At 59.4% G+C, this 26,745-nt stretch carries 22 protein-coding genes, 2 pseudogenes and 1 riboswitch; of the genes and pseudogenes, 12 read left to right on the forward strand and 12 right to left on the reverse strand.

The features are described 5' to 3' along the window. Positions 1–9: 9 nt before the first annotated feature. The 7 genes and pseudogenes from betT to QLG03_RS23200 all read right to left on the reverse strand — a co-directional run bounded on the left by betT (position 10) and on the right by QLG03_RS23200 (position 6,013). Positions 10–2,007, reverse strand: coding sequence for a choline BCCT transporter BetT (betT, locus tag QLG03_RS23170; RefSeq protein WP_147733471.1), 1,998 nt, complete (start codon positions 2,005–2,007; stop codon positions 10–12). 243 nt (positions 2,008–2,250) lie between these two features. Beyond that, a complete protein-coding gene (locus QLG03_RS23175) occupies positions 2,251–2,871 on the reverse strand; it encodes a histidine phosphatase family protein (RefSeq protein WP_085551109.1) in 621 nt (206 codons plus the stop codon). 143 nt (positions 2,872–3,014) lie between these two features. After that, the gene (locus QLG03_RS23180) at positions 3,015–3,239 is read right to left on the reverse strand and encodes a hypothetical protein (RefSeq protein WP_102006076.1); all 225 of its coding nucleotides are present in this window, start codon (positions 3,237–3,239) and stop codon (positions 3,015–3,017) included. Positions 3,240–3,443: 204 nt separating this feature from the next. Beyond that, a pseudogene (locus QLG03_RS23185) lies at positions 3,444–3,518 on the reverse strand (hypothetical protein); the annotation flags it as partial. Positions 3,519–3,608: 90 nt separating this feature from the next. After that, entirely contained in the window at positions 3,609–4,508 is a 900-nt protein-coding gene (gene puuE / locus QLG03_RS23190; RefSeq protein WP_224252767.1) for an allantoinase PuuE, read from the reverse strand. Further along, positions 4,432–5,297 (reverse strand): annotated as a pseudogene (gene hpxA, locus QLG03_RS23195) (allantoin racemase). The gene puuE and the pseudogene hpxA overlap by 77 nt, the downstream one beginning before the upstream one ends. Further along, positions 5,297–6,013: a GntR family transcriptional regulator gene (locus tag QLG03_RS23200; RefSeq protein WP_002905523.1), complete on the reverse strand. Its 717-nt coding sequence runs from the start codon at positions 6,011–6,013 to the stop codon at positions 5,297–5,299. The pseudogene hpxA and the gene QLG03_RS23200 overlap by 1 nt, the downstream one beginning before the upstream one ends. Before the next feature lie 145 nt (positions 6,014–6,158). On the opposite strand from QLG03_RS23200, the gene QLG03_RS23205 reads away from it, so the two are divergent. Then, positions 6,159–7,655, forward strand: coding sequence for an NCS1 family nucleobase:cation symporter-1 (locus tag QLG03_RS23205; protein ID WP_023289774.1), 1,497 nt, complete (start codon positions 6,159–6,161; stop codon positions 7,653–7,655). Positions 7,656–7,756: 101 nt separating this feature from the next. Next, positions 7,757–9,067, forward strand: coding sequence for a guanine deaminase (gene guaD, locus QLG03_RS23210; protein ID WP_255987612.1), 1,311 nt, complete (start codon positions 7,757–7,759; stop codon positions 9,065–9,067). A gap of 54 nt (positions 9,068–9,121) precedes the next feature. On the opposite strand, the gene QLG03_RS23215 is transcribed toward guaD, so the two are convergent. Together QLG03_RS23215 and QLG03_RS23220 are read right to left on the reverse strand one after the other, a co-directional pair. After that, entirely contained in the window at positions 9,122–10,063 is a 942-nt protein-coding gene (locus QLG03_RS23215; protein ID WP_060589541.1) for a hypothetical protein, read from the reverse strand. An 89-nt stretch (positions 10,064–10,152) separates the two neighbouring features. Further along, positions 10,153–11,409 (reverse strand): sensor domain-containing diguanylate cyclase, encoded by a 1,257-nt coding sequence (locus QLG03_RS23220; RefSeq protein ID WP_032428856.1) that lies wholly within the window; start codon positions 11,407–11,409, stop codon positions 10,153–10,155. 396 nt (positions 11,410–11,805) lie between these two features. Between QLG03_RS23220 and QLG03_RS23225 the strand changes: the two genes are divergently transcribed. The 3 genes from QLG03_RS23225 (at position 11,806) to QLG03_RS23235 (ending at position 15,145) form a co-directional block, all read left to right on the forward strand. After that, positions 11,806–12,846, forward strand: a complete 1,041-nt coding sequence (locus tag QLG03_RS23225; protein ID WP_255987615.1) for a LacI family DNA-binding transcriptional regulator — start codon at positions 11,806–11,808, stop codon at positions 12,844–12,846. Positions 12,847–13,036: 190 nt separating this feature from the next. Continuing rightward, a complete protein-coding gene (locus tag QLG03_RS23230; protein WP_255987617.1) occupies positions 13,037–13,960 on the forward strand; it encodes a TIM barrel protein in 924 nt (307 codons plus the stop codon). 12 nt (positions 13,961–13,972) lie between these two features. Next, complete coding sequence (locus QLG03_RS23235; protein ID WP_178944551.1) at positions 13,973–15,145, forward strand: Gfo/Idh/MocA family oxidoreductase; 1,173 nt, start codon at positions 13,973–13,975, stop codon at positions 15,143–15,145. 36 nt (positions 15,146–15,181) lie between these two features. On the opposite strand, the gene QLG03_RS23240 is transcribed toward QLG03_RS23235, so the two are convergent. The 3 genes from QLG03_RS23240 to QLG03_RS23250 all read right to left on the reverse strand — a co-directional run bounded on the left by QLG03_RS23240 (position 15,182) and on the right by QLG03_RS23250 (position 18,438). Then, positions 15,182–16,288: a DUF4056 domain-containing protein gene (locus QLG03_RS23240; RefSeq protein WP_023289781.1), complete on the reverse strand. Its 1,107-nt coding sequence runs from the start codon at positions 16,286–16,288 to the stop codon at positions 15,182–15,184. A gap of 65 nt (positions 16,289–16,353) precedes the next feature. Beyond that, positions 16,354–17,298 (reverse strand): lipoprotein, encoded by a 945-nt coding sequence (locus QLG03_RS23245; protein ID WP_048335796.1) that lies wholly within the window; start codon positions 17,296–17,298, stop codon positions 16,354–16,356. An 18-nt stretch (positions 17,299–17,316) separates the two neighbouring features. Beyond that, positions 17,317–18,438: a BamA/TamA family outer membrane protein gene (locus QLG03_RS23250; protein WP_147733474.1), complete on the reverse strand. Its 1,122-nt coding sequence runs from the start codon at positions 18,436–18,438 to the stop codon at positions 17,317–17,319. A 220-nt stretch (positions 18,439–18,658) separates the two neighbouring features. Next, positions 18,659–18,760: riboswitch (TPP riboswitch) on the forward strand. Between the two features lie 68 nt (positions 18,761–18,828). Between QLG03_RS23250 and tenA the strand changes: the two genes are divergently transcribed. The 7 genes from tenA (at position 18,829) to QLG03_RS23285 (ending at position 26,226) form a co-directional block, all read left to right on the forward strand. Further along, positions 18,829–19,524: a thiaminase II gene (gene tenA, locus QLG03_RS23255; protein ID WP_048335800.1), complete on the forward strand. Its 696-nt coding sequence runs from the start codon at positions 18,829–18,831 to the stop codon at positions 19,522–19,524. Next, positions 19,521–20,249: an ABC transporter ATP-binding protein gene (locus QLG03_RS23260; RefSeq protein WP_048335802.1), complete on the forward strand. Its 729-nt coding sequence runs from the start codon at positions 19,521–19,523 to the stop codon at positions 20,247–20,249. Before tenA ends, QLG03_RS23260 begins: the two co-directional genes overlap by 4 nt. Beyond that, entirely contained in the window at positions 20,246–20,986 is a 741-nt protein-coding gene (locus QLG03_RS23265) for an ABC transporter permease (RefSeq protein WP_032452953.1), read from the forward strand. Before QLG03_RS23260 ends, QLG03_RS23265 begins: the two co-directional genes overlap by 4 nt. Before the next feature lie 24 nt (positions 20,987–21,010). Beyond that, a complete protein-coding gene (locus tag QLG03_RS23270; RefSeq protein ID WP_032452954.1) occupies positions 21,011–21,946 on the forward strand; it encodes an ABC transporter substrate-binding protein in 936 nt (311 codons plus the stop codon). A 306-nt stretch (positions 21,947–22,252) separates the two neighbouring features. Beyond that, the gene (locus QLG03_RS23275; protein ID WP_282473670.1) at positions 22,253–23,638 is read left to right on the forward strand and encodes a diaminobutyrate--2-oxoglutarate transaminase; all 1,386 of its coding nucleotides are present in this window, start codon (positions 22,253–22,255) and stop codon (positions 23,636–23,638) included. Positions 23,639–23,647: 9 nt separating this feature from the next. Further along, positions 23,648–25,129, forward strand: a complete 1,482-nt coding sequence (locus QLG03_RS23280) for an aspartate aminotransferase family protein (RefSeq protein ID WP_072413243.1) — start codon at positions 23,648–23,650, stop codon at positions 25,127–25,129. A gap of 203 nt (positions 25,130–25,332) precedes the next feature. Beyond that, positions 25,333–26,226, forward strand: coding sequence for a LysR substrate-binding domain-containing protein (locus tag QLG03_RS23285; protein ID WP_255988011.1), 894 nt, complete (start codon positions 25,333–25,335; stop codon positions 26,224–26,226). Positions 26,227–26,745 lie beyond the last annotated feature (519 nt).

The raw sequence follows: 26,745 nt of genomic DNA on the forward strand, positions 1-26,745 counted from the left end.
ATGTTGCTATTAACGAACCAGGTGCAGGAAGTGCAGATGTTTTTCGTACTGGTCCAGTATGTCATTAATCAGCTGTTCCTGGTTCCAGCCCATCACATCATAATTTTGACCGCCTTCTTTGAGATAAACCTCAGCGCGATAATATCTATGTTGTTCAGTCTGCTGCTCATTATTATCCATCGCGGCGAGCGCGAAGGTCGGTGAGCTATACCCGCGAAGCCTCACTTCATATATAAAATTCAGCTCGTTACCCAAATCGACTTCAAGACGAATACGATCCTCGACTGCGTCACTGATGTGGCTTATCGTCCCCTGCTTGTTCAGCTCTTCCTGAACCAGCGTCATGGCGGGCTGGATGACGTCGTCCATAAAACGTTTCACAAGAGATCGCTTCGGCAGATACGCGATATTGCGTAACCTTCTCTGCCAGGGAATTGGGTTACGTGCAGCCGTAGGAGCAATTGTCGCCATACTCAGGCTTTCACGCTTGGTCAAATCCCGGCGCAAAGCTTTTAAAAGTCCGTATATGGATATCAGTAAGATCACTGAGAAAGGCAATGCACTCGCTATTGTCACTGTTTGCAGCGCACTTAGCCCTCCGGCAAGGAGAAGCGCAATTGCGACAATGCCCATGAGCGATGCCCAAAATATTCGCTGCCAGACGGGTGTGTTTGCCACTCCACCTGATGCCAGAGAATCAACAACCATTGCCCCCGAATCAGCAGACGTGACAAAGAAGACGATGACCATCGCCATTGCGATGAATGACAGCACGGAAGAGAACGGGAAATGCTCGAGGAAATTAAACAGGGCCAGCGCCACATCCTGCTGAACAGTATTGGCGAGGTCTGTGGCCCCCTGGTTCATAATGAGATAGATCGCGCTGTTACCAAACACCGTCATCCACATTAGCGTAAAACCCGCGGGAACAAACAGCACGCCGGTGACAAACTCGCGAATGGTTCGCCCGCGGGAGACCCGGGCGATGAACATCCCCACAAACGGCGACCATGAAAGCCACCATCCCCAGTACAGTAATGTCCAGCCCCCCAGCCAGTTGCTCGACTTAGGCTCATACGCGTAAAGGTTGAACGTTTTACTCACCAGTTCCGAAAGATAACCGCCCGTATTTTCCACAAATGACTTCAGCAGAAGCACGGTTGGTCCCAGACACAGAACCAGCGCCAGGAGCAACAACGCCAGACCCAGATTGAGCTCAGACAGGATACGTATTCCCTTATCCAGGCCGGACACCACTGAAATCGTCGCTAACCCCGTGATGAGCACGATCAGAATGACCTGCACCGTTTCATTGATGGGCACCCCGAAAAGATGGTTCAAACCGGCATTCACCTGCAAAACACCGTAACCCAGCGATGTCGCGACGCCAAAGACCGTGCCTATAACAGCGAAAATATCAACCGCATGGCCTACAGGCCCGTATATGCGATCGCCAATAATGGGATAGAGTGCGGAGCGCAGAGTTAAAGGCAGACCGTGACGGTAACTGAAGAACGCCAGAATCAGCGCCACAATGGCATAAATTGCCCATGCGTGCAGTCCCCAGTGGAAGAAGGTCAGACGCATTGCTTCCTTGGCTGCCGCAACGGTTTCTGGCGTGCCAACGGGAGGCGAAAGATAATGCATTACAGGTTCGGCAACGCCAAAGAACATCAGGCCGATCCCCATCCCTGCCGAAAAAAGCATCGCAAACCAGGAGTGGTAGCTGAAATCAGGCTGCGCATGGTCCGGGCCCAGCTTGATATCACCGTAGCGTGAGAGTCCAAGGAAGGTGACACTTAGTAAAATCAGGGCCACAGCAAGGATGTAGAACCAGCTGGCATTCGTGAAGATTTGTTGCTGTAGTAGTTTAAAATTTTTGTCGGCGACATCCGGGAATACGGCGGCAAAGGCGACAAGAAGGAAAATTAGCAAAGCAGATGTAAAGAATACCGCTTTGTTAATCTGGCTTGTAGACTTCTTCGGGGTTGTATCATTATCACTCATAATCATTTATTCCATTAATTAAATCCGCACTGGATAGACGGCACTACCTTTCACAGAGTAGCAAAGTTCAACTGGCTATGCGGCGTTAATCGGAACGCATGGTGTAATAAGTGCCGATACAAATCATCCTATATTCTAAGGGGTTCCTGGTTACTCAGCCTGCCGCTTCGTGGGGCATTTATTTGTATCAAAGCTGGGATATACGTGAAGTGAAGTATATTAATTTGGGGTAAGTCAGACTGTTCAATCCAGGTGACGTAAATGTGTCGCGATCCCCCATCTAAGGGCGGTACACCTTCCATTAACCAACTCGAAAACGGAGTAACTCGCGTTGGGTTGCGCATACCTGTGAAAATCATCCACAGCTCCGCTTGTTAGCATCGCAAGCACGCCCTGAATGACCTGCCCGTGAGAGACAAGACATATTGTTCGATGATGATGTTTTTTTTCCAGATTGGATAAAAAATGCATAATTCGCTGCGAAGCATGTGAGAGAGACTCCCCCCCTGGCGGACAATACTCTGCATCAAGGTTGAATAACGCTTCTGCGGCGTCTGGATTATTCTGCAGGAGCTCTACGCTTGTCATGCCCTCAAACTGACCAAAAGCCTGTTCTTTCAGAGCTGGTTCAGCTATCAGTGAACAATAAAAACTCTCCGCCAGGCGCTGTCCCATTTGCCAGGCCCGGCCAAGCGGAGAAGCGTAAACACATTCTACCCGGTAATTACTCGCTGCAAACGCCGCCAGTAAGGCTGATGTTTGACGCTCCCCCCGAAGCGTCAATGCGCTATCATTGTGTCCCTGAATACTACCTTTTACATTCCATTCTGTTTCTGCGTGTCGAACCAGTATCACTTGCATCATTGAAAGGTCACGTATGCTGTTGTTGGAAATGTTACAAACTAAAAACACCCCGTTTATATGCAGGCAAGTTCTTAGCTCTCGGCGAAAAACAGGAACACGTGTCGCTGAGAAGAGTTATGTTCAGCCGCCCCTGCCGGCGGCCGCTATCTCAGTAAAACCTGAATCAGCTGCACGACGATATACACTCCCGCTACCGCCTGTATGATCCGAAACCCCCATCTCAGATAGCGCCATTGATGGCGTTCGCTGGCATCAGCGGCTTCAATCGCGGGATCATAACGTTTTCTTTTCCTGGTTCTGAATGTATCGAATCCCCACAGGATGAGAAGAAAGATGATGATGACTTTTTCAACGATAAGATGGTTCACAAAGAGAGACTCCGGTCTTCTCACGGTTACAGACAGAATAGAGAAACCGCCTGGAGGCAGCCACCACTAAATGTAGGGGTACCTGAAGACGCAAGCCAGGCATTCCAGGATTGTCTGTCTTATGACTGCGTTAACGCATAGCAACGCCATAAAAGTGACATTCATTTCCGACCCATGCTGCCGGGAGCCCTCTTCCCCGGAGCATCAAGCTGGGTGATAAAACGATGGCGGCTGCCCGGTCACGCGGCGGAACAGGGTGGTGAAAGAGGACGCAGATTCATCACGGCGTCTTTCAGGTTTTATCGGTGCGAGAGCCGCGTTCGGGCGATGCCCTCTCCCTGGGGAGAGGGCCTGATGAGTGGCAGCAAGCTACCCGCGATACGGATGGAACTCGCGCCAGTGGTCGGCGATCTGCTGCCGGGTACAGACCCATACCTTGTCGTGCTGCTGGATATAGTCAAGGAAACGCTGCAGCGCGCGGAAACGGCCCGGACGCCCCAGCAGCCGGCAGTGCATCCCCACGGACATCATCTTCGGCGCGGTTTCCCCCTCGGCGTACAGCACGTCAAAGCTGTCTTTCAGGTAGGTATAAAACTGCTCCGCGGTGTTGAACCCCTGGGCGGTGGCAAAGCGCATGTCGTTGGCGTCGAGGGTGTAAGGCACGATCAGGTGCGGTCGACGGCTGCCGTCGCTGCAGGCCACTTCGCTCCAGAAAGGTAAATCATCGCCGTAATAATCGCTGTCGTAGTCAAAGCCGCCGTGCTCCACCACCAGCTGGCGGGTGTTGGGGCTATCGCGGCCGGTATACCAGCCGGTGGGCGGCTTGCCGAACAGATCGGTCAGCACCTGCACCGCTTTGTGCAGATGCTCGCGCTCCTCGGCGATATCCATGTGCTGATAGTGGATCCAGCGCCAGCCGTGGCTGACCACATCGTAATCCGCGGCCTTGATTGCCGCCACAATCTCCGGATGCCGCGCCAGCGCCATCGCCACGCCGAAGACCGTCAGCGGCAGCCCGCGCTGGCTAAATTCGCGATGGATGCGCCAGAACCCGGCCCGGCTGCCGTATTCATAGAGCGAGTCCATCGACATATGGCGCGCCGGGTAGCTGGCGGCGCCGATAATATCGGACAGGAACTGTTCCGAACCCGCATCGCCATGCAGGACGTGGTTCTCAGCGCCTTCCTCATAGTTAAGGACGAACTGCACCGCGATCCGCGCCCCGCCCGGCCAGCGCGCGTGCGGCGGCTGCCCTGCATAACCTCGCAGATCGCGAGGATAGTGTTCCTGGTTCTCAACCATCACCTGCCCCTTTTAAAATGGATTTAACGACTGAAACTGTCCGCTTAACGCTTTGTTCTCCGGGAACGCTAAGTCCCCGTGCTTGCTGGTCGCCAGCCCCAGCGCGACCAGCGACTCGACCATCTTCACCGCCGCGCTGACGCCGTCGATCACCGGCACCCGCAGCTCGCGGGTCAGCTCCTGCGCCAGCGTCGCCATCCCGCCGCAGCCAAGGACAATCGCCCCGCTGCCATCCTCTTTCAGCGCGCGGATGCAGCGCTCACGCACTTTCTCCTGCGCCAGGCCGCTGCCGTCTTCCAGCGCCAGCACCGGTAAATCAATGGCGTGCAGCGCCGCGCAGTGTTGATGAAAGCCGTACTGGTGCAGCAAATGGCGGGCGATGATCAGCGTGCGCGGCAGCGTGGTCACAATGGAGAACCGGGTGGCGACCATCGTCGCCATATGCATCGCCGCTTCCGCAATGCCGATCACCGGCCCCTGAGCCAGCTCGCGCGCCGCCAGCAGCCCCGGGTCGCCGAAGCAGGCGATCACATGCCCATCCACTCCCTGCTCGCGTCCGGCCCTGATCTGCTCCAGCACGCCGACCGCCGCGATGGCTTCGTCAAAGTGGCCCTCTATTGACGGCACGCCGGCGCGGGGACAGACCGCAAGGATCTCGGTGCCAGGTGCGGCGACCGCACGCGCGGCGGCGCCTATCGTTTCGGTCATCGCCAGGCTGGTGTTGGGGTTGATCACTTGTATACAAACGGAAGACATCACGACTCCTTGTGGCCGGCGAACAGCCGGGAAAAATCGGGCAGACTGACGCCATCGCGCTCGAAGCACAGGCTGGCGACAATATGATCAAAATGGTGCATCAGCGCCTCGCTAAGCGGTTGCAGGGCTTTATCCCGCAGCAAACCGACCAGCTGCTGGTGATCGTCGCAGCGGCAGCCCTGGCGCCAGGGTGCGCCCCAGGCGGCAATCACTAACGAGGAGCGCTGGCTGAGGCGGGTCACCATCTCGGTGAGTACCGGGTTGCCGGAGATAGCCTGCAGCTGAATATGAAAGTCAGCGGAGTGGCGGATCGCCGCCGGGCCGTCGTGCGCCTCATGGGCCTGCTGTTCACGCTGGATAATGTTCTCCAGCGCCGCCAGATGTGGCGGCTGACAGCGCGCGATCACATCGGGCAGATTAGCGACCTCAAGCAGCGCCCGGGTGCGAAAGATCGCCTGGGACTCTTCCACGCTCGGGCTGGTGACGTGTGCACCACGTTTGGGCGTTAACGTGACCAGTTGCACAGCGGCGAGTCGTTGCAGCACCTTTCTGATGCCGGTGCGGCTCACGGCGAATACTTCCGCCAGCGCCTCTTCCGGCAGTTTGCTGCCCGGCGGCAGCTGATGTTCGACGATAGCCGTCATCAGCGCCTGGTAAATGCTTTCGTCCTTATCCTGCAGCGCTGGCGCGGCCTGGAGACGATGTTCATTATTCATTAACCCACTCCGGTTTCACTTATCGATAGCAGATCGTATACATAAAATTTATTTTTTGTATACAAGATTCATCATTCTGGCCTGGATCCTGCAATAGCCTCAGCAATCCATATCAAAAGGGTTTTCATTCAGAGGAGCAGGTTTCATGCCACATTCATCCCACACGCAGCAGACGAAGACTCACGAGGCGGCCGCCGGCTACAGTCCGCGGCTATGTAATGACGATCTGGCGCCCACCCGCGACCAGAACTGGAGCTGGTACAATATCTTTTCATTCTGGATGTCGGACGTGCACAGCATGGGCGGCTACGTGGTGGCGGCAAGCTTCTTTACGCTTGGACTGGCCAGCTGGCAGGTTCTGCTCTGCCTGCTGGTGGGCATCTGTATTGTGCAGCTGTGCGCTAACCTGGTGGCGAAGCCCAGCCAGATGGCCGGGGTGCCTTACGCGGTGATCTGTCGCCAGGCGTTCGGTGTCTTCGGCGCCAATATCCCGGCGGTGATCCGCGGGCTGATCGCCTTCGCCTGGTACGGTATTCAGACCTATCTGGCGGCAAACGCCCTGATGCTGGTCCTGCTCAAGTTCTGGCCCTCCCTTGCCTCGCTGACCGGCAGCAGTTTCCTCGGGCTGTCGACGCTCGGCTGGCTGTGCTTCGCCACCATGTGGCTGCTGCAGGCGATGGTTTTCTGGCACGGCATGAACGCCATCAAGCGTTTTATCGACATCGCCGGTCCGGCGGTCTATGTGGTGATGCTGGCCCTGGCGGGCTGGATTGTATACAAGACCGGTCTCGACGGGATCTCCTTTACCCTCGCCAGCAAATCCCTGAGCGCCGGAGAGCAGACCTGGCAGATGATCACCGCCACGGCCCTGGTCGTCTCCTACTTCTCCGGGCCGCTGCTTAACTTCGGCGACTTTTCCCGCTACGGCAAAAGCATGGGCGAGATCCGCCGCGGCAACCGCTGGGGACTGCCGTTTAACTTCCTGCTGTTCTCGGTGGTCACCGTGGTGATTGTCTCCGGCACCCAGTCGCTGTTCGGCAAAATGATCACCGACCCGATTGAAACCGTCAGCCGCGTGGGCAACGATCTGGCGGTGGCCATCGGCCTGCTGACTATGATCACCGCCACCATCGGCATCAATATCGTGGCTAACTTTGTCTCGCCGGCCTTCGATTTTTCCAACTGCGCGCCGCAGAAAATCAGCTTCCGCGCCGGCGGGATGATCGCCGCGGTGGGGTCGATACTTCTGACGCCGTGGAACCTGTTTAACTCACCGGAACTGATCCACTATACCCTCGACGTGCTGGGCGCCTTTATTGGCCCGCTGTTTGGCATCCTGATCGCCGACTTCTATTTGATCAAACGCGGCCGGGTGTCGGTGGACGACCTGTTTGACGATACGCCGAAGGGTAAATACTGGTACCGCAACGGCTTTAATCCGAAAGCCATTGCCGCCCTGCTGCCGTCGGTGGGCCTGGGGCTGATTATCAGCTTTATTCCGGCCCTGCACGAAGTGGCGAACTTCAGCTGGTTTATCGGCGTCTTCCTCGGCGCGACCACCTACCGCTGGCTGGCTCGCGACGAGCGTGAAGTGGCGGCGAAAGCCGCCTTCCGCTCCGGCGCGGTGGCGCAAAAAGAGTAACCTTCCCCTTCTGCCGCGGCGACTGGCCGCGGCAGGCTGCAAACTGGCACCAATCTTGCTGTTTATCACTATTCCCTGAGCGTTAAGAGAAGGCAGGTTCGATGATGGATTACCAGACCGCGGTGCGCGGTGCATTTTTTGATATCGCCGGCGTGGCGGAGACGCCGGATGAGGTGGCCGCCCAGGCCCGCTATCTCAATGATGGCCTGTTGTTCTTGCAGGACGGGAAAATTGTTACGCTGCTGCCATGGCAGGAGGGTGAAGCCTTTCTGCATCCGCTGAAGGGCTATGTTGACCTGCGGGGTAAGCTGCTGTTGCCGGGGTTCGTCGATGCCCATGTCCACTATCCGCAGACCGAGATGATCGGCGCCTTTGGCGAACAGCTGCTGGAGTGGCTTACCACTTACACCTTCCCGGTGGAGAGCCAGTTTGCCGACGCGGAGTATGCCCAGGAGATAGCGCAGTTTTTTGTCAATCAGCTGATAAGCCATGGCACCACCACCGCGCTGGTGTTTTGTACCCTGCATCCGGCCTCGGTGGAGGCGTTGTTCAGCGAAGCGCTGCGCCTCAATATGCGCCTGATCGCCGGAAAGGTGATGATGGATCGCCATGTGCCCGACTATCTGTGCGAAACCGCCGGGGAAAGCTACGAGCAGACCCGGGCGCTGATCCACCGCTGGCATCAGCGCGGAAGGCTGGGGTATGCCATTACCCCGCGCTTTGCCCCCACCTCGACGCCGGCGTTGCTGGAGGCGGTGCAGCGTCTGCGGGCCGAGTTTCCCGATACCTGGCTGCAGACGCATCTCAGTGAAAACCGGGAGGAGATCGCCTGGGTTAAACAGCTGTGGCCGGAGCATGCACGCTATCTGGATGTCTATCATCATTACCAGCTCACCGGCGAACGCAGCGTATTTGCTCACGGGATCCATCTTGATGATGCCGAATGGCAGTGCCTGCATGACACCGGGTCCGCCGTTGCCTTCTGTCCGACCTCGAATCTGTTCCTCGGCAGCGGGCTGTTCCGCCTGCCCGCCTGCTGGCAGCACCGGGTGCGGATGGGCATCGGCAGCGACGTCGGGGCCGGGACCACCTTTAGCATGCTGCGAACGCTGGGTGAGGCCTACAAGGTAGGACAACTACAGAGCTATCGCCTGCGCGCCAGCGAGGCCTTCTATCACGCCACTCTCGGCGGGGCGCGCGCCCTGCGGCTGGAAGAGAAGATTGGCAATTTTCAGCCGGGCAAAGAGGCCGACTTTGTGGTCATTGACCCGGCGGTCACTCCGCTGCAGCGTCTGCGGATGGGCCGCTGCCATGATATTTATGAGCAGCTGTTCGTACTGATGACCCTGGGCGATGAGCGCAATATCAGCGAGACGTGGGTGAACGGCGAGCGGGTGTGGTGTCAGGATTGATCCTCGCCCTGGCCCTCTTCAAAAGGGAGAAGGCGCTGGCTGGGTTAGTGGCATTCAAAAACTCATCGCCAGGCCGAGGCCATAGCCCGTGGTGTTATTGCCGAACATATAGCGCGCCACCAGCCGGGTGCGGGTGATAAAGACCGGGTATTTACTGCTGTCCAGTTCGAGACCAACCCCCAGGGAGGTCAAACCGGTAAAACCCAGCGCCCCTCGCTGGTCGCCGATAAATTCAGTATGCGCGCCCTCCAGCACGTAGCGCAACGGGTTGCCCAGCAGCGTCCAGTCAGCGATCGGCGCGCGGCGGCGCAGATACAGGCCGAGGTTCTCCGCGCTGGCTTCGCCCTGCACCACCTCGGCGCTGCTGCCGAAACTTTGCAGACGCATATAGGAGTAACGCAGTTCGGCATCAATATCCTGGGTGGCGGAGAAGCGTTCATAATCCAGCATCAGCGCCCCGCCCAGCCCCCAGGCGTTGAAGCGTCCGCCATCAAGAAACTGCAGATCGGCGTTGGTTTTTCGCTCTATGACCCAGCGGCCAAGGCGTACATCGCTGGCCAGGGTGCCGAGCATCACATTGACGATCGGCCGCAGCACCAGGTTACCTCCGAGGCTGTCCCGGTGCAGCGAAAAATCCCAGCCGACGCCGCCGGTGGTGGTCAGACTGTTCCATTTGGTCGGCACATTTCGCGTCTGTTGGCCATTGCTGACGACGAATCGCGGGTCGTAACGGCTGTAGCCCATTGTGCCTTCGAGGTAAAGAGGAAACGACTCGCTCAGGGTCGCTCCGCCGCCAAACTGGGTGATGGTCAGGTTGTGTTTATCGTTGCTCCCGGAACCGATGTTGAGATCGCTGGCGGTCACGTCGGGAACCACGGTATAGCTCATCAAGGTCAATACCGCATCGGCACGTTGTTTAATCGCGTGCCCGTCCGCCGCCAGCGTCGTCGGCGCAGAAAGAGAGACTACCGACAGCAGAACGAGAAGACGCAGCATACGTTGTTTGCCACCTCAAACACAGGCTAATCTTATTACCACCCGTTACAGCAGGCTGGCTCATCCTCAGTATAGTCGGCGAGCGCGAATCAGGCTGCGCCACCGCTATTGCGCAACAGTTCCGCACTGTCAAAAGGCATGCGCGTTACCCGGTTGCGCCCGTCATTTTTCGCCGCATACAGCGCTTTATCGACGCGGTAAAACAGCTGATCAATCGCTTCGCCATCATGATGCTCGGCGACGCCGATGCTGACGGTGACCGACAGCGTCTGATATTCGCTGACCGCCTGGCGGATCGCCTCCGCCACCATCAGCGCGCGGGCGATCGGCGAATGGGGCAAAAAGAGCAGAAACTCCTCGCCTCCCCAGCGATATATCTTATCTTCACGGTCCACCGAGGTTTCCAGAATGCGGGAGATCACCAGCAGAACTTCATCGCCTTTTTGATGACCGTGAATATCATTAATACTCTTGAAATGATCGATATCGATTAACAACAGACAAAAACCATGGGCGATAAACGACGGCGCGTCGACGAGCCGGTAAAATTCGCGGCGATTTAACAGTCCGGTTAAGGGATCGTGGGCGGCGGAAAATTCCAGCTCTTTTTTCAGATGCACTTCTTCAGTGATATCGTGAATGATGCATAACATCAGCCGGATATTATACAGCACCACCGGCCCGGCATAGGTTTGAACATGGCGCAGCGAGCCGTCAGCCAGAATATGAGTAAAATTAAGCGGCTTATGCCCGCCGGGCATATTGGCAATGTTATTCATAATGGGGATCACATCCCGGCCCAGGGTATTAATTTGCCAGGTATGTTTATTGCGCATTTCCTCATCGGAATAATGATAAAAGCGCAGCGCGGCAATATTGGCATCGACAATCCGGCCCTCTTTCTGAGGATCGATCAACAGCATCGGCGCGGTATTGGTCATAAAAAAGCGGGCAAAAAAGCCATTGTTCCGCCGCTGGTAGCGGCGAGAGCCGGTATGAATCGACTGATTTTGCGCGAGCAGCTTCACCGCTTCGAATAACAGTAAGGTGCCGCTGTCCTCGGTCTCCACCAGGGTGGTTTTACAATATACCGACTGCAACCCTTTGGCGGTCTGCAGCGTCCAGACTTCAAATATCTCAGTCATGGCGTCGAGATAGCGCAAATAATGCTGCAGCTGCGTTTCCGGGCAGGTGGAATAGATACCGTTGCGCATCTCATTCAGCGACATATCGCCGCTCAGCGTCCGGGAAGCCTGATTGGCATAGACCACACACTCTGTAAAAGGATGGACTACCCAGATCGGGGTGCTTAATACATCAAAAACAGCCAGTTCTTTTAATAACATACAGGCCCCAAACCGACCCACTCCCGGCGCGGAACGGCACATCATTCAGTGCAGCCCTGACGCTGGCATAAAGTGATAGCAAAAATAATCGAGTAACCGTCATTACGCGCGTGCGCGGCAAGTATAGTCGGTTCCTGGCCCAGCGACGCCCACCCGGAGCGACTTTGCGCACGGTTTAACCGACAGAGGAGACACTGCCTTTATTATTAATTTTATTTCAATAGCATAGCAGCAATGCCAGAACGGGTAGTCGCTTTTGATCACAGACTGTGTATACCCGTCACACTTTACGCTGCAGGGGGGCAGGCTTGTGCCGTGGCACGCAGATGGCCGTTGTTCTGCTCAGCGTTACCATGATAGTTTCTATCATAACGCTCATTTTCAATGGTCATCACAGTGAAAAAATCCGCCAGCAAAATCACGCTTACCGACATTGCGCGCGAAGCCAACGTCGGCGTGGCCACCGTCGACCGGGTACTCAACAAGCGCGCGGCGGTGAAAGAATCTACCGCGTACCGCGTGCTGGAGGCCGCCCGGCGGCTGGGGTTTACCCTCGAACAGCCGCACTATCGCCTGGCCGCCGGCAAAGCGCCGGTTACCGTCAGGATGGGCTTTATTCTGCTGCAGGAGACCCACTCCTTCTACCTGCCGTTGGCGAGGGCGCTCGCAAGAGAGGCCGCGCCGTGGCTGCCGGCGGGCGAGACGCCGACGATCCTGCATTTTGCCATTGATGCGGTGGAAGCGATGGCCCAGGCCATTCACCGGCTCAGCGATGAGGTGGAGGTGCTCGGCCTGGTGGCGCTGGATCACCCGCTGATTCGCCATGCGGTGGGCCGGGCCGCCGCCCGCGGCGTTCGCGTATTCACCCTGCTTTCGGATCTGTCGGTTCCCCAGCGCAGCGGCTATATCGGCCTTGATAACCAAAAAGCCGGGCGCACCGCCGCCTGGTTTATCGACCGCTTATGCCGTGGCAAAGGCGAAATAGCCATTATCATTGGCGATAATCGTTTTACCTGTCAGGAAAGCTGTGAGATCAGCTTCCGCTCCTGTCTGCGCGAGCAGGGTAAAGGGCAGCAGATCCTTGAGCCGGTTCGCAGCCATGAACGGGCGGATGTCGCCAGAAGCGTAACGGAACAGCTGCTCAGCCAGTACCCGGCCCTGCAGGCGATCTATGCTCCCTGCGGCGGCATTGAAGGGATTGTCGGGGCGCTGCGCGACAGCGGCCGCCAGCAGGCCGTCACCCTGGTCTGCCATGGCCCGCTAAGCGACAGTGAACTGGCGCTGATCGATGGCACCATCGATGTCATTCTCAACCACCGGCTGGATGACTTTGCCGCCGCCACCCTGCGCGCCATGACGGAAGCCGTTTCGCGGCCGCCCAGCGAAGCGATTTCGCACCCTCAGCCTTTCGATATCATCACCAAAGAAAATATGTAAACGCCCGCCCCGTCGCCGACGGGGCGGCCTCACGCCTGGACCACGCCTGGACTCATTTTGATAAATAACTATCAAAAACAACCTCAATACAAATCATGACGGCCATCATAAAATTATCATTCCAATATTGTTGAGCATGAAATTTTCATTCAATACTCAGCGGCATCCCCTGTGATAAAAGGAAGCCGACATGACCTATCCTATCGCCAACGCCCCCTGCAGCTGGGGCGTGGATGACCCGAAAAACCCTGACCTTCCCGCCTGGGCTACCGTGCTGAAGGAGGCGGCACAGGCCGGCTATCGCAGCATCGAGCTCGGCCCGTGGGGCTACCTGCCCACCGACCCGAGCAGCCTGCGCGCGGCGCTGGAACAGCATCAGCTGTCGCTGGTCGCCGGGACGATCTTTGACGATCTGGTGAGCGAAGACCATTATCCCACTCTGGAGGCGCTGACCCATCAAATCTGCCGCAATCTGTCGCAGGTTCCGGCCGCCGACCCCATCCCGGGGCACCCTTTCCAGCCGCCCTATCTGGTGATTATCGACTTCGGCAACCCCGAGCGGGCGCGCTTTGCCGGACGCAGCGCGCTGGCTCCGCGCCTCAATGACGCAGACTGGCAGCGGATGATGGCGCACATTACCGCCCTCAGCACCCTCGCCTGGCGGGAGTACGGCGTGCGGGCGGTTATCCATCCCCACGCCGGGGGCTGCATCGAATTTGCCGATGAAATCGAGCGGCTGGCCAACGCTATCCCGCACGACGTGGCAGGGTTGTGTCTGGATACCGGGCATCTCTACTACGCCGGAATGGATCCGCTCACCTGGCTGGATCGCTATTACGCGCGGCTCGACTACCTGCACTTCAAGGATGTGGATCCGCAGGTTTACCAGCGCGCCGTCGCCGAAGGCATCGACTTTTTCACCGCCTGCGCCGAAGGGGTGATGTGCCCGCTTGGCAGCGGCGCCATTGACTACCCGGCCATTAACGATTTTCTTGCCCGCCGCGGCTATCAGGGCTGGATAACCATTGAACAAGAGCGTGATCCGCGCCATGCCGCCGGCAGCCTGCAGGCGGTCACGGAGAGCCTGCGCTATCTGCGCGGCGTTGGATTCTGACAGGAGAACCCCATGATTAACGGTTTAAGACCGCTCGACCGCACCCTGCGCTGGGGCATGGTCGGCGGCGGCGGCAGCAGCCAAATCGGCTATATTCACCGCTCTGCCGCCCTGCGCGATAACACCTTTGCGCTGCTGGCCGGCGCCTTTGATATTGATGCCGATCGCGGGCGCCAGTTCGGTCAACAGCTGGGGGTGGATCCCGCACGCTGTTACGCCGATTACCAGAGTCTGTTTCGCGGCGAGGCTGCCCGCCCGGACGGTATTCAGGCCGTGTCGATTGCCACGCCGAATAACACTCACTATGCCATCTGTCGGGCGGCGCTGGAGGCCGGGCTGCACGTGGTGTGTGAAAAGCCGCTGTGCTTCAGCAGCGAAGAGGCGGACGAACTGGTGGCCCTCAGCCAGCGGCAGCGTAAGATCATCGGCGTGACCTACGGCTATGCCGGCCATCAGATGATCCTACAGGCCCGGCAGATGATCGCCGACGGACTGCTGGGCGACATTCGTATCGTCAACATGCAGTTTGCTCATGGCTTCCACGCCCAGCCGGTGGAGCAGGAAAACGCCAGTACCCGCTGGCGGGTCGATCCCCGCTTCGTCGGCCCCAGCTATGTGCTGGGGGATCTTGCCACTCACCCGCTGTTTCTGGTCGAAACCATGGTCCCGCAGTTGAAGATCGCCCGGCTGATGTGCGCCAGACAAAGCTTCGTCAAAAGCCGCGCCCCGCTGGAAGATAACGCGCATGTGCTGATGGAGTATGACAACGGCGCCGTCGGCTCGCTGTGGAGCTCCGCCGTTAACTGCGGCTCCATGCACGGGCAAAAGGTGCGCATCGTGGGGGAAAAAGCCAGTCTTGAATGGTGGGATGAACAGCCCAACCAGCTGCGCTACGAGGTGCAGGGCGAACCGGCGCGCGTTCTGGAGCGCGGCATGGGCTATCTTGATCCGCTGGCGCGCCAGGACGATCGCATCGGCGGTGGCCACCCGGAGGGGCTGTTCGACGCCTGGTCGAATCTCTATCGCCGCTTCGCCATCGCCATGGACGCCGCTGACCGGCGTGACGAGGCGCTGTTGGCGGACTTCTGGTATCCGGACGCCCGCGCCGGGGCGTTCGGCGTCCGCTGGGTGGAAAACTGCGTACGCTCTGCCGACAACGGCGCCTGTTGGGTCAACTTCCGCTAATTCGCCGGCTCAGGGCCTCGCCCTGAGCCTTTCTCGCTACTTCTCAATGCGCGCCAGCTGGGTTTTATCGGCCTCGCGGGCGCGATCGGCCAGCCCCTGAAACGCGGCAGCGCCATAGTATTGCTCAGGAACCGGCAGCGCCTGCATATCGTGCCCCGGATAGATCTGCAGCTCGCCGAGGTCGCGCAAGCGGAATCCCCCCACCTGCGCCGGCATGGTCAGGCGATATGGCGGCATGGTTTCGAAAGGGACCGGCGTCGGCAGCCGGTTTTCCTGTAGATCGTAATTACGCTTCAGCACCAGAAACTTATCCGGCACCCGGCGGCGACTGTTCCACCAGTCGCCATCGATCCGCTGGAACATCGCTTCCGTCTCCCCTCGCGTGGCCACCATCAGCCGGGTCAGCGCCTTTTTCAGCGCCGCCTCCATGGCCCGGTTATACGCTTCCACTGACCCGCCGTGGCCGCTAAGGATGACGTTAATCGCCAGTCTGGCGCCCAGTAAGTTGGAGTAGAGATCCTCCGGCGAAAACGCGGAGATCTCCTCTGAAAACCCGGGCACTGACTGGAAGCCATACCACTGGGCGATCTCATGCCACTGGGCGATTTCGAAGGCCAGATGCCCGGCGAGCCAGGCCGCCAGCTGATAGCGCTGCCTGACCCCCGCCGGCGGCGTAAAGGCATTGAGCTGAACGCGGCGCACGCCAAGTTCTTCGCTGTAGAATATGCGCCCCGCCTGGCCCAGCGTCGGCGAAATGCGATTGAACAGATAAAAGGTGTAATCCGCCGTGTCGCGCACATGGGCAATATCGATAAACCCGCCGCGACGGGTATAGATAAGCCCGTTCTGCTCCTCGCTCAGCCCCAGCAGATTTTTCACCGCGCCGAGCGCGCTGTCGTTGTAATGGTGCTTGCCCAGGGTATCCAGGGTCAGCACGTTACCAATCTGATACACCGGGATCGGAATGCCCACCGCCCGCACGTGCAGGTCGTAGCCAAAGGCGCAGCATGGCCGCAGCGATTCCGGCGGCGACAGCTCGCCCAGGGTGGGCGCAGGATGGATCGCCGTCACGGCGGGCAACACCGGGTCCTGCGCCAGCGCCGGCAGCGCCAGCGCGAATAACAGCCATAAGGCTTTACGCATCAACAGCCTCTCCACAGCAACAAAAGAGCGCGCATCTTACCGGCAGACGGCGCCTGCAGTTTTAGTTAAAAACGGTATTCACCGGAGACAAAGAAGCTGTTGCGGTCGTTAAAACCGAATTCAGTCAGCACGTTAAAGTTTTTGGTGACCTCATACTGGGCGCCAATCAGCATATTCCACGGCGAGGTCAGCTTCTGCTTAACGTCGAATTTGCCCTCGCCGTCTTTATTGACCGCGGCAATAAGGGGCTGCAGCTCTGGCGGCATGTGCAGGTCGGCGAGATCGCCCTTAAACTCCTGCTGCACGTCCTGATACATGCTGCCGACCCACAGGCTGAGATGGGACGGCCCGTCGATCCCCTGAAAACTGAAACGGTAGCCGACGCGCGGCGAGACGGTGACCGCCGAAATGCTGCCGTCGAGGATATCGAAGTCGGTGCGGGTATAGTTAGTATCCACTAACCCAAACCAGTTGCCGTAGCCGCCGGCGAGCGTAAAGCCGGCCCCCCAGGTGGTCCCTTTAAAATCAAGTTTAAAATCAATATCCTGCAACTTCCCGCTCTGATAAAGCTGGTGAACCGCGCCGGCGATGGCCCGATCCAGGCCGCGAAACTGCGACGGGTCTGAATCCACTGATACCTGGGAGACGGACGACCCGCGGGTATGCCCCACCAGTCCGTATACGTTGAGGAACGGAAAGACCCACATATCCAGGCGCAGGTTTTCGGTTTTGCTTTTCTCGCGGGTGTGTCCGGCATCGATGGCGAACATATCGCTGGGAATGGGATGATTGCCGAGCTTAAGCCCGGAAAAGGTAATACTGTCGACCATGATATCCTGGCGGATATTCATATAGCTCAGGTTGACGCCGTAGGGTAACGGAATGGAATATCCTCTGGCGCGAGCCTCATCGCCCCAGATCGGAAAATAGCTGTCGCTCTCGTCCGGCTCCGCAGCCGACGTGCCCCAGGCCGCTAACAGTAGCGTTAACACCGCGCCGGATGCTCTCATTTTTGTTCTCATGTGTAGTTATAAACCCGAACCGACATTGAAATAGACCGCCTGCTCATGCTCGCTGAACGCCACGTCAATCCCGGTACGCAATCCGTACTGTCGCGCGATCAGGTAACGAAAACCGGCCCCCCATGCCACCTCTGACTGTTCCCATAGCGTTTCCGCCGCGTCCGCCGCGCTCCCGGCGCCAACGAATCCCTGCAGGATCCAGCGCGGAGTGACGGCCCAGGCCAGCTGGGTTTGCGCCGTGGCCACGTAGTCGCCCTGATAGCGGTAGCGCGAAATCCCACGCAGCGCGATGTAAGGACGCGCCATCGGCATCAGGTGCTTATCATGGTGGGTTAAGGACTGATAATTGCCCGCGACCGCCAGGGTCAGCGTCTGGCTGAGCGGAATAAACACCTTCCCGTCCAGCGAAAACGTGTTGTAGTGATAATCGCCCCCGAGCAGCGAACGGAAAAACCGATATTCGCCCTTCAGCGCTAACCCACTCTGAGGATAGAAAATATTATCGGTAGTGTCATATTCCGCCACCACCCCCAGCGCCGAAGAGGTGCTGTTTTGCCCGAGCACCTGCTGCCAGACCCGGTTGACCCGCGGATTATCGAAAGCGACATCCGCCCGGGCATACACCTGGGAGGCCCCGAGGAACACCGGCGTATCGCCCACGCGAAACAGCAGCTTTTGCAGCGCGGCGACCCCTTTGGTCTGCGTCTGCACCGGTTTAGCATGGCTGAAGCCGCCGATGTCGCCGGAATAGATATCCAGATTGACGTTAGCGTAGCCGGCTCCCGCCAGGTAACGAATGCGATCATGCCGCCAGGTGTGACGATGGCCGCCGCCAATAAACCAGGTGCCATTCTGCGTGGCGGCCCCGCCGAAAGCGGTGAGCGGCGGAGGAATAAACTGCCCGCCCTCCCGGCTGCCTTTACCGTGTAAAAACAGGCCAAACAGTCCACCGCCATAGCCGATCGCCGGCTCGGTTATCGCCAGCGGCACCGGCAGAAAACCGTAACGGTTTTCCGCCAGATAATGACTCATGTCGAGCATGCTATCTTCCGCATCGAAGAGATCGGCGGCATCGCCAGGCGGGCACAACAGGAACAGAAGCGCCAGCGCGGACAGCGGGAATTTCATGCTCACTCCAGGGCGTTGGGGCGCGCACGACACGCGTGGCGAACAGGATTATTACAACGGAATAATGAAAATATAACGTAACCGGAGAACCCTCACCAACGCGCAGCGGCTTGTTTTTCGGGTATTTTTGTACAAAAAAGAGCTGGCCGTCACAGAAAAACGCCTTCGCGCCGCCGGTCGGCGCGATGATTGTATTCATAAGGTGAATGTCGTATAACATAGCGCTACCGAGGGGTGTCCCGTGAGGGCTGAGATGGCGCAAGCCGAACCCTTTGAACCTGATCTGGGTCATGCCAGCGAAGGGACGGGTCGGCAATTTTGCCAGCATTACCGCCATTGCCTGTTCACACCCCTGCACGCCCGGATCTCCCCTGCATAAATGGAGGTCCTGTGATTGTTCCCGCGTTTAGCCAAGGTCTTTATGGCCGTTTACGCCAGCTGGCCGCCGCTGACTGGCAGCACTATGTGGCGCACCCTTTCGTTCAGCAGCTTGCCGAAGGCACCCTGGCGAAAAGCGCGTTCCGTCGCTATCTGACCCAGGATTATCTGTTTCTGATCCATTTCGCCCGCAGCTACGCGCTGCTGGTGAGTAAACTGCGCACGCTGCCGGAGATGCGCGCCGCGGCCGCCTCCATGAACGCCATCCTTAACGAAGTGCCGCTGCACGTCGGCTACTGCGCCCAGTGGGGCATTAGCGAACCGGAGATGGCCGCCCAGCCCGAAGCGCCAGAAACCATCAATTATACCCGCTACGTGCTGGATATCGGTCATTCAGGCGACGCGCTGGATCTGCTGGTCGCCCTGATGCCCTGCGTGGCGGGTTACGCCGAAATCGGTCTGGGCCTGCTGCATCACCCCGCCACCCGCCTGGAGGATAATCCTTACGCCTCGTGGATCCGTAACTATGGCGATGAAGGCTATCTGCAGGGCGTCAGCGCCGCGCTGGCGCTGCTGGAGACCGTGTGGCAACAGCGCGGAAGCGAGGCCCGCCTCGCCGGGCTGAGCGACATCTTCACCACCGCCACCCGCCTGGAGGCGCAGTTCTGGCAGATGGGGCTTAACGCCGCGTCGGAGTCCCGGGCGTGACGGCGCCAGGTATCGAGGTCCGCAAGCTGAGCCTCCATTTCGGCGACCGCCGCCTGTTCGACAACCTGTCGCTGACGGTCCCCGGCGGCCAGTGGGTGTCGCTGCTCGGCGCCAGCGGGGCCGGTAAAACCAGCCTGCTGCGGGTCATGGCCGGCCTGGCCCCCGCCACCCGCGGGGAAGTGGTCGCCAGCGACGGAAAGCCGATACCCGGCCGCCTGGCGTGGATGGGGCAGAAAGACCTGCTTTACCCCTGGCTGAGCGTTCGGGAGAACGTCGCCCTCGGCGCGCGGCTGCGCGGTGAGAAAGTGGATCACGCCCGGGTCGCCACCCTGCTTGAACAGGTGGGGCTCGCCTCCAGCGCCGACGCCCGGCCGGCGACGCTCTCCGGCGGGATGCGTCAGCGCGCCGCGCTGGCCCGCACCCTGTATGAGGACCGGCCCATCGTGCTGATGGATGAGCCCTTCTCGGCGCTGGACACCCTCACCCGCACGCGCATTCAGACCCTCGCGGCCACTCTGCTGGCGGGGCGCACGGTGGTGCTGATCACCCACGATCCGCTGGAAGCCTGCCGGCTGAGCCACCGTCTGCTGGTCCTCTCGGCCGCCGACGGGGAGATCGACGACAGCCATCACCTCACCGGCGCGCCTCCGCGCGCGCCGGATGCGCCCGAGCTGTTAAACGCCCAGGCGGCGCTGCTGCAGCAGCTGATGAGGGCCCACTCATGACTGGACGTCTCTGGCGCGGCGGCATGGTGTTCTGCGGACTGATGCTTCTCTGGGGTCTGGCCAGCCGCAGCGGCATTCCGCACTTTCTTTTACCCTCCCCGGCGGCGGTCGCCGAGGCGCTGTGGGTCAATCGCGCCTATCTCGGCTGGCACACGCTGATTACCCTGAGCGAGATCCTCAGCGGCCTGGCGCTGGGGGTGGCGCTCGGCGTCACGCTGGCGCTGGGCATGATCCTCTCCCCGCGCCTGCAGCGCTGGCTGATGCCGCTGGTGCTCACCAGTCAGGCGATCCCGGTCTTTGCCCTCGCCCCGCTGCTGGTTCTGTGGCTGGGGTTTGGCATGAGCGCCAAAGTGGCGATGGCGGTGCTGGTGATTTTCTTTCCCGTCACGTCCGCCTTCTTTGACGGCTTGCGACGGGTCAACCACGAGTATCTCGATCTGGCGCGCAGCATGAACGCCTCCTTCGGCGCTCAGCTGCGGCATGTCCGCCTGATGGCCGCCCTGCCGGCGCTGGGCTCGGGCCTGCGCATGGCGGCGGCGGTGGCCCCCATCGGCGCCATTATCGGCGAATGGGTCGGCTCCGCCGAGGGGCTGGGCTACGTCATGCTCAATGCCAACGCGCGGCTGCAAACCGATATCTGCTTCGCCGCGCTGTTTATTTTAGTACTGCTGACCCTCTTCCTGTGGCTGGCGGTAGACACCCTGCTGCACCGGCTGATCGACTGGTCGCCGGAATAATCATGAAGTAATAAAGGAAAACAGATGAAAACGTCGCTTTTCGCCGGAGCAACCCTGACGGCGCTGCTCAGCGGTCACGCGCTGGCCAATGAACCGCTCACCCTGGTGCTGGACTGGTATATTAACCCCGACCATGCGCCGATTATGGTGGCCGAGCAGATCGGCGCCTTTAAGGCCCAGGGTCTGGACGTCAAGATTGTTCCCCCGTCGGATCCGGCGCTGCCGCCCCGCATGGTGGCCGCCCGTCAGGCGGACCTGGCCATCACCTACCAGCCGCAGGTGCACTTCTTCGCTGACGAAGGGTTACCGCTGGTGCGCGTGGGCACCCTGATCGGCTCGCCGCTGAACACGGTGATCGCCCTGGATAAGCAGATCAAAACCCCGGCGGATCTGCAAGGCAAGAAGGTGGGGTACTCGGTCAGCGGCATTGAGCAGGCCACCCTGTCGACCATGGCGCAGCATGCGGGGATCGATCCGGCCAGTATCAAGCTGGTCAACGTCAATTTTCAGCTGACCAGCGCTCTGCTGGCGGGCCAGGTGGATGCGGTCATCGGCGGCTATCGTAATATAGAAGCGCAGGAGCTGAAGCTGCAGGGCAAAGCCCCGGTGGTGATGAACGTTGAGGATTATGGCGTACCGGCCTATGACGAGCTGGTGATTGTCGCCCACCGCGACGCGATTCATGAGGCGAAAATCCGTAAATTCCTCACCGCCCTGCAGGCCGGGGTCAGCTACCTGCGCGCGCATCCGCAGGAGAGCTGGGAGGCGTTCGCCGCCGCGCATCCGGAGCTGAAGACCGAGCTTAACCATCAGGCGTGGCTGCAAACCGTGCCCCTGTTCGCCGCCGATCCGGCGGCGCTGGATAAAGCGCGCTACGACACTTACGAACAGTTTTTATATAACAATAAGTTGGTGAAAAAAGTTACACCTTTAACAAATTATGCGGTTGAGCTGCATTGACTCTTGCTATCGCTGACGGAAGGCTTTCCGTCAGCGCTTTAACGCAGCGGCAATAAAAATATAGAGACTTTCTCACTAATAATTACACTTTAAAGGGTTATCGTTACCTTGGGTTGTTTTATTATAATTCAGCAGGTTACGTTAATTTTTACCCCGGTAAGAATAGCGTCAAAATAACGCAATCAATAAAACGTTGAATGCGGATTTAAAAAGCCATATATTGTGCGCGCTTTATGAATGCCAATTCAATTCCTTACACCAATTATTCAACCAGCGTTCAACCGCAATGCTGGTTGTGGGAGTGATATGATGACGGATAAAGTCCGTATTGATACTTTACGTGCCGATTTATTAGACGCAAACAACGAAACCTTTTTGGCCCGTCAGGCCGAATTCGAATCGAATGTCAGGAGTTACCCGCGAAAGTTACCGCTGGCTATCACTAAAGCTGAAGGCGTGTGGCTGACGGATGCGGATAACAAACAGTACCTGGACTGCCTCGCCGGCGCCGGTACTCTCGCTCTGGGCCACAACCACCCTGATGTATTGCAGAGCATCCAAAGTGTCATTACCAGCGGCTTGCCGTTACATACTCTCGATCTGACTACTCCGTTAAAAGATCGTTTCTCCGAATACCTGCTCTCTTGCCTGCCGGGCGAAGGGAAAGAGTATTGCCTGCAGTTCACCGGTCCTTCCGGCGCTGACGCCGTGGAAGCGGCGCTGAAGCTGGCGAAAAAATACACCGGCCGTACGTCGGTGATCAGCTTCTCCGGCGGCTATCACGGGATGACCCACGGCGCGCTGTCGGTCACCGGTAACCTGTCGCCGAAAGCGGCGGTCAACGGCATGATGCCGGAAGTGCAGTTTATGCCTTACCCGCACCTGTACCGCTGCCCGCTGGGCATCGGCGGCGAAGCCGGCGTCAAAGCCCTGACCTACTACTTCGAAAACCTGATCAACGACGTGGAGAGCGGCGTCCGTAAACCGGCGGCCGTGATCCTCGAAGCCGTTCAGGGCGAAGGCGGCGTGAACCCGGCGCCGGTCGAGTGGCTGCAGCGCATCCGCAAAGTGACCGAAGAGCACGGCATTCTGCTGATCGTCGATGAAGTGCAGGCCGGCTTTGCCCGTACCGGTAAATTCTTCGCCTTCGAACACGCCGGTATTCAGCCGGACATCATCGTGATATCGAAAGCGGTTGGCGGCGGTCTGCCGCTGGCGGTGCTGGGCATTAAAAAGCAGTTCGACGCCTGGGAACCGGGTCACCACACCGGCACCTTCCGCGGCAACCAGCTGGCGATGGCTACCGGCCTGACCACCCTGCGTCACCTGCGCGACAACAACATTGCCGACAAAGTCGCCGCCCAGGGCGAGTGGCTGAAAGGCAAACTGGCGGAGCTGCAGAAGCGCTACCCGGTCATTGGCCACGTTCGCGGTCTCGGTCTGATGATCGGTATCGAAATCGTCAAGCCGAACGACGCGCAGGATCACATGGGCTGCTACCCGGCTGACGGCGAACTCTCTGCCCTGCTGCAGAAGAAATGCTTCGAAGCGGGCCTGATTCTGGAGCGCGGTGGCCGTCACGGCTGCGTGCTGCGCCTGCTGCCGTCCCTGCTGATCAGCGACGCGGAACTGAATGTGTTCCTCGACAAATTTGAACAGGCCCTGCTGGCCGCCGGTGTGAAACCGGTCTGAGTGGAGTCAGTGACCACCATGTCCACATTGAATCCGATTCTTGCTGGTTCGGCGCAGAGCGTTGAGGCCTATCAGCAGGTTATCGAGCAGACCAGTCAGGCCGTTGTGCAGTGGCTGAAGCAACCTGAGATGTATCAGGGGAAAAGCGTTGACGAACTGCGTGAGCGTATCTCCCTTGAATTTAACGAACAGGGGTTGGGTAACCAGGCGGCGATTGATCGTGCGATCGAGTACTTCCTGAAAGACAGCCTGTCGGTGCATCACCCACAGTGCGTGGCGCACCTGCACTGCCCGAGCCTGGTGATTAGCCAGGCGGCGGAAGTGCTGATCAACGCCACCAACCAGAGCATGGACTCCTGGGATCAGAGCCCGTCGGCGACCATCATTGAGATGAAGCTGATCGAGTGGCTGCGCGCCCGGGTCGGCTATCCGGCAGGCGACGCCGGCGTCTTCACCAGCGGCGGCACCCAGAGCAACCTGATGGGCCTGATGTTGGCGCGCGACGCCTTCTTCGCCCGTCAGGGACACTCCATCCAGCAGGATGGACTGCCGGGGGATATCCGCCAGTACAAAGTGCTGTGCTCGGAAAACGCCCACTTCTCGGTGCAGAAGAATATGGCGCTGATGGGCCTCGGCTACCGCTCGGTTACGCTGGTGAAAACCGACGAATTCGCGCGGATGGACGTGGCCGACCTGAAGGCGAAGATTGCGCAGGCGCAGGCTAACGGCGAACAGATCATGGCGATCGTCGCCACCGCCGGGACCACCGACGCGGGGGCTATCGACCCGCTGCGCGACATCGCCGGTATCGCCGCGGAGCATCAGATCTGGCTGCACGTTGACGCGGCCTGGGGCGGCGCGCTGCTGCTGTCTGAGCAGTATCGCGACTATCTTGACGGTCTGGAGCTAGTGGATTCCGTTACCCTGGACTTCCACAAGCAGTTCTTCCAGACCATAAGCTGCGGTGCCTTCCTGCTGAAGGATGCCCGCCATTACGAGCTGATGCGTTATCAGGCGGCCTATCTGAACTCCGAGTTCGATGAAGAACACGGCGTGCCGAACCTGGTCTCTAAATCGCTGCAGACCACCCGCCGCTTCGATGCCCTGAAGCTGTGGATGGGCCTCGAAGCGCTGGGGCAGAAACAGTATGCGGCGATCATCGATCACGGCGTCACCATGGCGAAAAACGTCGCGGAGTACGTGAAGTCGCAGCCGACGCTGGAGCTGGTGATGCAGCCGCAGCTGGCGAGCGTGCTGTTCCGTTCTCGTCCGGCGCAGATGGCGCAGAGCGACGCGGCGGCTATCGCCCTGCTCAACCAGCGCGTCGGCGACGCCCTGCTGGCTTCCGGCCGCGCCAACGTTGGCGTGACCGAGCACAACGGCGTTACCTGCCTGAAGCTGACCCTGCTGAATCCGGTGGTGACGCTGGATGATGTGAAGGTCCTGCTGAGCCTGGTGGAGCGCACCGCTCAGGAGCTGCTGGCGCAATAATCTGCCTGAGCGAGGCGGCGCCTGTCGCCCCGCTCAGCGGCCAGCCCTGCCTGTACTAAGCCGATAAGTTCCCTTATCGGCTTTTTTTATGCCTGCCTGCGCGACTTCTACGCTTCTCGCCGCAGGGTCCGTTGACGCCTGCCCGCCGCGATGCCACAGTAGGATCCCGATAATGGCAATCGCCAGAATCCAACGTCCCGGTAATAAGGATGATAATGGAGAAACGCTTACCCGGCCTCGATCTCGACGCCCTGCGCAGCTTTGTGACCGGCATGGAGTGCGGCAGCTTCGCCCTGGCGGCGCAGCGTCTGGCGCGCTCCACTTCCGCCGTCAGCGCCCAGCTCAAAAAGCTGGAGAGTCAGTGCGGCGCCGCGCTGGTGGTTAAACAGGGGCGGCACCTGGCGCTGACCGCGGAGGGCGAAAAGCTAATGAGCTACGCCAGACGGCTGCTGGCGCTCAATGATGAAACCCTGCGCGCGCTGCAGGGCGAACGGCTCACTGGCGAAATTCACCTTGGCATGCAGGAAGATTTTGGCGAATCGCTGATGCCGGGGATCCTTGGGCAGTTTACCCGCCACCATCCGCAGGTGCGGATCGTCGCCAGGGTGGATCGCAATGGCCCGCTGCGCCAGGCGCTGGCGGAGCAGACGCTGGATCTGGCGCTGCTGTGGCAAACCGAAGATCAGGGCCTTGGGCTGGGCCGCTGCCCGCTGGCGTGGTTTGCGCATCCTGACTTTGACGTTCGCGCGCGGCTGGCGTCCGGCGAGCCGCTGCCGCTGGTGATGTTCGACAGCCCGTGCCTGATGCGTTCCCGCGCTATTGCCTGTCTCGATGCCGCAGGGATCCCCTGGCAGGTGGTGTTCGTCAGCCACAGCCTGAGCGGCATCTGGGCGGCGGTGCAGGCCGGCCTGGGGCTGACGGTACGCACCCGCATCGGCATGCCAGGCAATCTGCGCCCCGCCGGCGGATTACTGCCATCCCCCGGCAACCTGGCCGTCAGTCTGCAACAAACCCCGCGTCAGGAACCCCATTCCGCCGCGGTCACGCTGCTCGGCGAACTGATGTCCGAGGCCCTGCAGGAGTGGGTTGTTCGGTGACAGTGTCACGCCAGTTTCCCTCACCTTAACCCTCTCCCGGAGGGAGAGGGAACCGTTCAGCAGCGTCTGTTACCCCGGCCAACATTCTGTCTCCACCCGCTACGTAACCCGCCTTACCGGGCAAGCGTAGCGCCGCCCGGCAATGAGCATTCTGCAACCTTCTCGTTTCAATGCCCGGTGGCGGCTACGCCTTACCGGGCCTACATTCTCCCTGCGCACTCCTGTAGGCCGGGCAAGTGCAGCGCCGCCCGGCAACAGGCATCCAGTCCCCTTCCCGTTTCAATGCCCGGTGGCGGCTGCGCCTTACCGGGCCTACATTCTCCCTGCGCACTCCTGTAGGCCGGGCAGGCGCAGCGCCGCCCGGCAATGGGCATCCAGCACCCTTCCCGTTTCAACGCCCCGTGGCGGCTGCGCCTTACCGGGCCTACATTCTCCCTGCGCGCTCCTGTAGGCCGGGCAAGTGCAGCGCCGCCCGGCAACAGGCATCCAGTCCCCTTCCCGTTTCAATGCCCGGTGGCG

Source organism: Klebsiella sp. V115_8 (assembly GCF_029967715.1).
GTDB lineage: Bacteria > Pseudomonadota > Gammaproteobacteria > Enterobacterales > Enterobacteriaceae > Klebsiella > Klebsiella quasipneumoniae.

What these genes read in the sequence shown, in the direction of transcription:
- QLG03_RS23240 (WP_023289781.1), bottom strand. Translation starts at nt 16,288, where the DNA reads ATGCGTAAAGCCTTATGGCTGTTATTCGCGCTGGCGCTGCCGGCGCTG.
- QLG03_RS23175 (WP_085551109.1), bottom strand. Translation starts at nt 2,871, where the DNA reads ATGATGCAAGTGATACTGGTTCGACACGCAGAAACAGAATGGAATGTA.
- QLG03_RS23200 (WP_002905523.1), bottom strand. Translation starts at nt 6,013, where the DNA reads ATGAATAATGAACATCGTCTCCAGGCCGCGCCAGCGCTGCAGGATAAG.
- QLG03_RS23250 (WP_147733474.1), bottom strand. Translation starts at nt 18,438, where the DNA reads ATGAAATTCCCGCTGTCCGCGCTGGCGCTTCTGTTCCTGTTGTGCCCG.
- QLG03_RS23235 (WP_178944551.1), top strand. Translation starts at nt 13,973, where the DNA reads ATGATTAACGGTTTAAGACCGCTCGACCGCACCCTGCGCTGGGGCATG.
- QLG03_RS23265 (WP_032452953.1), top strand. Translation starts at nt 20,246, where the DNA reads ATGACTGGACGTCTCTGGCGCGGCGGCATGGTGTTCTGCGGACTGATG.
- QLG03_RS23270 (WP_032452954.1), top strand. Translation starts at nt 21,011, where the DNA reads ATGAAAACGTCGCTTTTCGCCGGAGCAACCCTGACGGCGCTGCTCAGC.
- QLG03_RS23215 (WP_060589541.1), bottom strand. Translation starts at nt 10,063, where the DNA reads ATGCTGCGTCTTCTCGTTCTGCTGTCGGTAGTCTCTCTTTCTGCGCCG.
- QLG03_RS23230 (WP_255987617.1), top strand. Translation starts at nt 13,037, where the DNA reads ATGACCTATCCTATCGCCAACGCCCCCTGCAGCTGGGGCGTGGATGAC.
- QLG03_RS23205 (WP_023289774.1), top strand. Translation starts at nt 6,159, where the DNA reads ATGCCACATTCATCCCACACGCAGCAGACGAAGACTCACGAGGCGGCC.
- guaD (WP_255987612.1), top strand. Translation starts at nt 7,757, where the DNA reads ATGATGGATTACCAGACCGCGGTGCGCGGTGCATTTTTTGATATCGCC.
- QLG03_RS23245 (WP_048335796.1), bottom strand. Translation starts at nt 17,298, where the DNA reads ATGAGAGCATCCGGCGCGGTGTTAACGCTACTGTTAGCGGCCTGGGGC.
- betT (WP_147733471.1), bottom strand. Translation starts at nt 2,007, where the DNA reads ATGAGTGATAATGATACAACCCCGAAGAAGTCTACAAGCCAGATTAAC.
- QLG03_RS23275 (WP_282473670.1), top strand. Translation starts at nt 22,253, where the DNA reads ATGATGACGGATAAAGTCCGTATTGATACTTTACGTGCCGATTTATTA.
- QLG03_RS23220 (WP_032428856.1), bottom strand. Translation starts at nt 11,409, where the DNA reads ATGTTATTAAAAGAACTGGCTGTTTTTGATGTATTAAGCACCCCGATC.